The following is a 6760-nucleotide window of genomic DNA, read 5'->3' on the forward strand; positions in this document are numbered from 1 at the left end:
ATGTCAGATGGAAGTTCGGCATCCCTCCTGCGGGAAATGCCAACTACGCCTGGATACAGCATTTCATAAGCCATCTCGCACCAAACGGAATCGCCGGTTTCGTAATGGCTAACGGCTCGCTCTCTTCAAATCAATCAGGAGAAGGCGATATAAGAAAAAACATAATCGAAGCAGATCTCGTCGACTGCATAGTGGCCCTCCCCGGTCAACTTTTCTACAACACGATGATCCCCGTTTGCCTCTGGTTCGTCTCCCGGGACAGACAGAACAACAAGTTCAGAGATAGAAGGGGAGAAACGCTCTTCATGGACGCAAGAAAGCTCGGCGAAATGATAGATCGTAAACATAAAACGTTGACGGAAGAGGATATAAAGAAAATCGCGGACACCTATCACACCTGGCGCGGGGAGATGGCTTCTATGGAAACCGGGCAAACGCTTCTTGCCGCCGAGCAATCGACGATAGAGAACTACCTGAAGGAATCGGGCGAGAGAGAAGAGCCTGAAGGTTACGAAGATATTCCCGGCTTCTGTAAAACGGCAACGATTGATGAGATAAGAAAGAATGGCTATATCCTGACCCCTGGCCGCTACGTAGGCATGGAAGAGATTGAGGACGACGGCATTCCGTTTGAGGAAAAGATGGCCGAACTTTCAGCCACCCTCTACGAGCAGTTCGCCGAAGCTGCCCGGCTCGAAGCCGCTATCAAAAGGAATTTAGAGGTTTTGGGCTATGGCCAATAACCAGGAAGGCTTCAACTTCAGCACCCTGGTCACTGCTATTCACCAGGTAGACGAAAACATGGCTGCGCAGGCCGGGCGGGCGGTCAATGTCAGCCTGACCCTTCGAAACTGGATGATCGGCGCCTATATTGACAAATATGAACTTAACGGTTCGGACCGGGCGGATTACGGTGACAAGCTCCTTTCGGAACTGGCAAAGCGGCTGACAGGCATCAATGTGAGTAATTGCAATCGCCGCCAGCTCTATCGTTACCTACGTTTTTACCGGCTTTATCCTCAAATTGTGGGGACACTGTCCGCACAATTGAAAACCATGCTGCCTGCGGACTTACATGGAATTGAAAAAGTGGGGACACCGTCCCCACAATTGAGAATCCCACCGGAAAAACTCGTATATCGGCTTTCATACAGCCATCTGGAATTGATCGTGGATCTAGACGATCCTCTCAAACGGACCTTTTACGAGATCGAGTGCATCCGGGGAAACTGGTCGGTGCGGGAGCTCAAACGGCAGATCGGCAGCCTCTACTATGAGCGTTCCGGGTTATCGGAAAACAAAGAAAAACTGGCAGAACTGGTCCAATCAGGGACGGAAAAGAGCGAACCGAAACTGCCTGTCCGCGATCCCTATGTTTTCGAGTTTCTAGGGATAAAGTCCTGTGAGGCCATGAGGGAGTCCGATCTGGAGGATCAGCTCCTGAATAAACTACAGGATTTCCTTTTGGAGCTTGGCCACGGATTCTGCTTTGAAGCCCGCCAGAAGCGGATCCTGATCGGTGATACACACGGTTTCGTTGACCTGGTTTTCTACCACCGCATCCTTAAATGCCATGTGCTGGTGGAGTTGAAGGTCGAGTCCTTTAGCCACGAAAACCTCGGACAGCTCAACACCTATGTGAGCTGGTACCGGAAAAACATGATGGCCGACGGAGACAAGTCGCCAGTGGGCATTCTGCTCTGCACGCAAAAAGACCATGCCCTGGTGGAATACGCCCTGGCAGGTATGGACAACCACCTGTTCGTCTCCAAGTACCAGCTCGAACTGCCCCGCAAAGAAGAAATACAGAAATTTCTGGAAGAGAAGATGCGGGAGGTGGGGGAATGAAGAGAGAAGACACGCTCTGTGAGCAGTTAGCCGATGCCGACCGGCTCGAAGCGACTATCAAAAAGAACCTGGAGGTTTTGGGCTATGGGGAGTGAGTGGCGCATTGGAACGCTTCGCGATGCCCTTGGCGAAAAGGGATATATTCGTGGCCCTTTTGGTTCGGCATTACGACGACCAGAATTGAAGACAAACGGGATTCCTGTCTATGAACAGCAGCACGCGATCACCGGAACAAGAGAATTTCGGTTCTACATTGACGAACAAAAATATCAGTCAATGAAGCGATTTGCTGTTCAGCCAGATGATCTGATCGTCAGTTGCTCAGGCACATTAGCCAGGGTCTCTATGATTTGTAGCGATGATCCGATCGGGATAATCAGCCAAGCCCTGCTTATTCTGCGACCGGACAAAACGGTAGTCTGGCCCAAATATTTATACTACTTTATGTCATCGAAGCGTGGTTACGACTCTCTCACGGGAGTCTCGACGGGAAGTGTACAGGTCAACATCGCAAGGCGCTCGATCATCGAGAAAACGGAGTTGCCGCTACCCCCTCTCCCAGAACAACACGCCATAGCCCATATCCTCGGGTCTCTGGACGACAAGATCGAATTGAACCGCCGGATGAACCAGACGCTGCAGGCGATGGCCCGGGCCATCTTCAAGCACTGGTTTATAGACTTCGAATTCCCCAATGAGAACGGCGAGTCTTACAAATCCTCCGGCGGCGAAATGATCGACTCTCCCCTCGGCCCTATTCCTGTGGGTTGGCGTGTAGGCTTTATTAACGATATTGAATTCGAAATTGTACCAGGTGATTGGGGAAAGGGTGAACTGAGTGAACGTTATTCGTCTCCAGTTCGTTGCATAAGAGGTGCTGACATTCGCGAAATATCTTCAGGTGGCATCGGGAATCCTCCTTTGAGGTATATAAAACCTTTAAGTGCTGAAGTAAAAAGTCTGAGAGATACAGACGTCGTTGTTGAGATCTCCGGCGGGAGTCCAACTCAGCAAACTGGAAGAGCAATGAGAATAATCGAACCTATAACTAAGAAGTTCGCCGAGAACCTTATCTGCTCAAATTTCTGCAAGCTTCTAAGATTCAGGAACATTGAAGACTCTGAATTCACCTACTTTCTTCTCGACAATCTATACAGAAGAGAAATTATGTTCCAATATGAGAATGGAACTACTGGAATAAAAAACCTTGATTTCAAGAATCTGTTTTCTACCGAGCAGGTCGTAATTCCTAACAGGAAAGTGTTGCAACAGTTTGCTGGATATTCTAGGCAAATCGATAGCATGATTCAACTGAATGGTATTCAGAACATGATGCTTTCTCGAATACGAGACTCTCTTCTCCCGAAACTGATGTCAGGGGAAATCAGAGTTCCTGTTTCTGATAAAGAAGTCGATCAATTCTAGAGGCGGAAAGTCATTCACCGATGTGAGAAGCGGCAATTGCGAAAGATATGGGGTGATTCCAGTGCCAAAGGCAATGATTGAATCGGAAATTGAAGAGATAGCTCTGGATATCCTGACGGAGATCGGGTATGAAAGGCTCTACGGGCCGGATATTTCACCAGACGCTCATTTTCCCGAACGTAGCACATACAGGGATGTCGTTCTAATCGAGCGCCTCCGCAGATCTCTGGCCAGAGTCAATCCCCACATACCCCTGGACGGCATAGATAAAGCCGTGAGAAGGATTGTTGCACAAGAGAGTCCGGATATCGTCGAGAACAACAAGAGCTTTCACAAATATTTGACTGATGGCGTGGATGTCGAATACCGCAGAAAGGACGGAAAGACCACTTGGGACAAGGTCTGGCTTTTCGATTTCGAAGATCCACTGAACAACGAATTCCTCGCCGTAAACCAGTACACGGTAATGGGCCTGAAGGAGCGAAGGCCGGACATCGTTCTCTTCGTCAACGGGCTTCCGATAGTCGTTATCGAGCTGAAGAACCTCGCAGACGAGAACGCCTCGATCTGGTCGGCCTTTAACCAACTGGAGACCTACAAGTCTCAGATTCCCTACCTCTTCAGATTCAATGAAGCGCTGATTATCTCCGACGGAATAGAAGCAAGGGCCGGCACATTGACATCTGACAGAGAACGTTTCATGCCCTGGAAGACGATTGACGGGAAAGAGGTTATCGAGCTGAGTCCCGAGCTTCAGAAAATAGAGGAGTTACAAAAGTACAGGCTGGATAACGGACCGGTGTTCTCTCTAAACGAAGAGACAGCCGTGGTCGAAGAAATCGAGCTCAAACCATGGATCTCGAAGGATATACCCGTCCAGAAGCGCCCGCAGATGGAGGTCCTCCTCAAGGGAATGCTGAACAAAAGGGTCCTTCTCGATCTTATCAGGCACTTCATCGTTTTCGAGACTTCTGATCACAGAACTCTGAAGAAAATGGCGGCATATCATCAGTATCATGCCGTGAACAAGGCGGTGGAATCTACCCTGAAGGCAACCTCTCCGATCGGGGACAGGCGATGCGGAGTCATCTGGCATACTCAGGGCAGCGGCAAGAGTCTTTCGATGGTTTTCTATACCGGGAAATTAGTTCTTCAGATGGATAACCCAACCATAGTATTGATCACAGACAGGAACGATCTGGACGATCAGCTTTTCAATACATTTTCGGGAGGGGTCGAGCTTCTGCGACAGACCCCGGTGCAGGCAGAATCTAGGGAAGACCTCAAGGAGAAGCTCAAAGTAGCCTCGGGAGGAATTGTCTTCACCACAGTGCAGAAATTCCTGCCCGACACCAGGAACGAGTCATACCCGTTGCTTTCAGATAGGAGCAATATAGTGGTGATTGCAGATGAAGCGCACAGGAGCCAGTATGACTTCATCGATGGATTTGCTAGGCACATGAGAGACGCCCTTCCAAACGCTTCATTCATAGGTTTCACGGGAACTCCTATAAGCCTCTCTGACAGGGACACGAGAAACGTGTTCGGGGACTACATCGATGTTTACGATATAGAGCAGTCCGTAAAGGACGGAGCGACAGTGAAGATCTACTACGAAAGCAGGATCGCAAAGCTCGATCTAGATGAAAACGAGATGCCTCACATAGACAGGGATATCGAGGAGGTTACTGAAGGTAAAGAGCAGTCTGAGAAAGAGAGATTGAAATCGAAATGGGCCGCTCTGGAGGCCGTGGCCGGAACTGAGAAGAGGCTTGGAAGAATCGCGGCCGATCTAGTCGATCATTTCGAGAAGAGACAGGAAGTCAATATAGGAAAGGGAATGATCGTCTGCATGAGCAGGCGGATCTGTGTCGATCTCTACAATGAGATAATCAAGTTGAGGCCACACTGGCACAGCGAAGACGATAAGAAGGGCGCGATCAAGATCGTCATGTCAGGTTCTGCCAGCGACGATCCTGGCTGGCAGCAGCATATAAGAACGAGAAAGCAACGAGAAGAGATTTCCAAGCGTTTCAAGGATCCGGAGGACCCCCTTCAGCTGGTAATCGTCAGGGATATGTGGCTGACCGGCTTCGACGTTCCATGTCTCCATACGATGTATATCGACAAGCCGATGCACGGGCATACCCTGATGCAGGCCATCGCAAGGGTCAATAGAGTCTTCAGAGATAAGCCGGGTGGACTCGTCGTCGATTATATCGGAATAGCGGAGGATCTGAGAGAGGCTCTTGCAGACTATACGGGAAGTGGTGGGAAGGGAAAAATCAAAGTCGATCAGAGTGAAGCCGTTGCCGTGTTGCTCGAGAAATTCGATGTTCTCACCGCCATGTTCTATAGATTCGACTACAAGGGATTCTTTTCGATCGACAAAAGTGAAAAGCTAGCGTTCGTCATGTGGACGGCCGATCACATACTCGGACTGGAGAACGGAAAAGAAAGGTTCGTCAAGTATGTGACAGAGCTCTCGAAGGCTTTCGCGCTGGCCGTTCCAGCACAGGAAGCTGTGGCGATCACGGACGATGTCGCCTTTTTCCAGATGGTCAGGGCATCGATACTCAAGAAATCTCCGGAGAATGGCACGAAACCGATAGACTACAACGCCGCGATAAAACAGATCGTCTCTAGGGCGATTGTCTCCGAAGGGGTCGTGGACCTGTTTCAATCAATCGGGGTCGAGAAACCGGAGATCTCGATACTCTCAGAGAAGTTTCTAGCTCAGTTGAGAGAGATTCCCCAGAAGAATCTGGCGGTGGAAATGCTGAAGAAGCTACTAAACGATGAGATCAAAAACTTCTCGAGAACTAACCTTATACAGTCTCGCGCTTTTTCCGAGATGCTTAGGAAAAGCATCATCAAATACAAGAACAGGCAACTTGAAACGGCCAGGATCATCGAGGAATTGATAGAATTGGCCAAGATGATGCAACAGGCTCGAAAACGTGGCGAAGAGCTTGGACTAACCGACGACGAACTGGCCTTTTACGATGCGCTGTCTGAGAACAAAAGCGCAGTCGATATCATGGGAGACGAAAAGCTCAAAGTTATAGCGGTGAAGCTCTTAGATACAATGAGGAAGAGCATATCCATCGACTGGACCCTTAGAGAAAACGTCAAAGCAAGACTGAGAACCCAGATCAAGCGAATTCTCAAAAAGTTCGGTTACCCACCCGATCTGCAACAGCAGGCAGTCAAAACGGTGCTCGAACAGGCCGAATACATCTGCCGCGACTGGACAGGGAATGAGTGATCAACTGATAGCAGTGACCAATGCGGTTTTCTTGACGAAAAAGATGTTCGGTAGAAAGGAGGGCGGAATAATCCGGAATAATCGGTAATCTACAACAGACTCCTTTTTTCCATACTCATACTCACAATCTCTGAGAAGGCAAAGACAGGATGCAGATGGAGGGCCACGTAAACAGGGTCAGACTCCTGTTCTTTCGGATCTGGAAGAGAAAGATATCTT

4 protein-coding genes are annotated in these 6760 nt (G+C 49.2%); all 4 read left to right on the forward strand.

Going from position 1 to position 6760, the window contains the following annotated elements; all coding sequences use genetic code 11:
• The coding region (locus tag PKX57_RS10760) for an N-6 DNA methylase (protein ID WP_472417257.1) at positions 1-743 on the forward strand (743 nt) is incomplete at its 5' end.
• Entirely contained in the window at positions 733-1848 is a 1116-nt protein-coding gene (locus PKX57_RS10765; RefSeq protein ID WP_472417259.1) for a PDDEXK nuclease domain-containing protein, read from the forward strand. The genes PKX57_RS10760 and PKX57_RS10765, both read left to right, overlap by 11 nt.
• Before the next feature lie 84 nt (positions 1849-1932).
• Complete coding sequence (locus PKX57_RS10770) at positions 1933-3273, forward strand: restriction endonuclease subunit S (RefSeq protein WP_472417260.1); 1341 nt, start codon at positions 1933-1935, stop codon at positions 3271-3273.
• Between the two features lie 73 nt (positions 3274-3346).
• On the forward strand, positions 3347-6541 hold the full coding sequence (locus tag PKX57_RS10775) for a type I restriction endonuclease subunit R (RefSeq protein ID WP_472417262.1): 3195 nt from the start codon (positions 3347-3349) through the stop codon (positions 6539-6541).
• Positions 6542-6760 lie beyond the last annotated feature (219 nt).

It is taken from the genome of Mesotoga sp. (assembly GCF_035363035.1).
Taxonomy (GTDB): domain Bacteria; phylum Thermotogota; class Thermotogae; order Petrotogales; family Kosmotogaceae; genus Mesotoga.

Bases quoted from the DNA above. Each gene is read 5' to 3' on its own strand.
- PKX57_RS10765 (WP_472417259.1), top strand. From the start codon at position 733: ATGGCCAATAACCAGGAAGGCTTCAACTTCAGCACCCTGGTCACTGCT.
- PKX57_RS10770 (WP_472417260.1), top strand. From the start codon at position 1,933: ATGGGGAGTGAGTGGCGCATTGGAACGCTTCGCGATGCCCTTGGCGAA.
- PKX57_RS10775 (WP_472417262.1), top strand. From the start codon at position 3,347: ATGATTGAATCGGAAATTGAAGAGATAGCTCTGGATATCCTGACGGAG.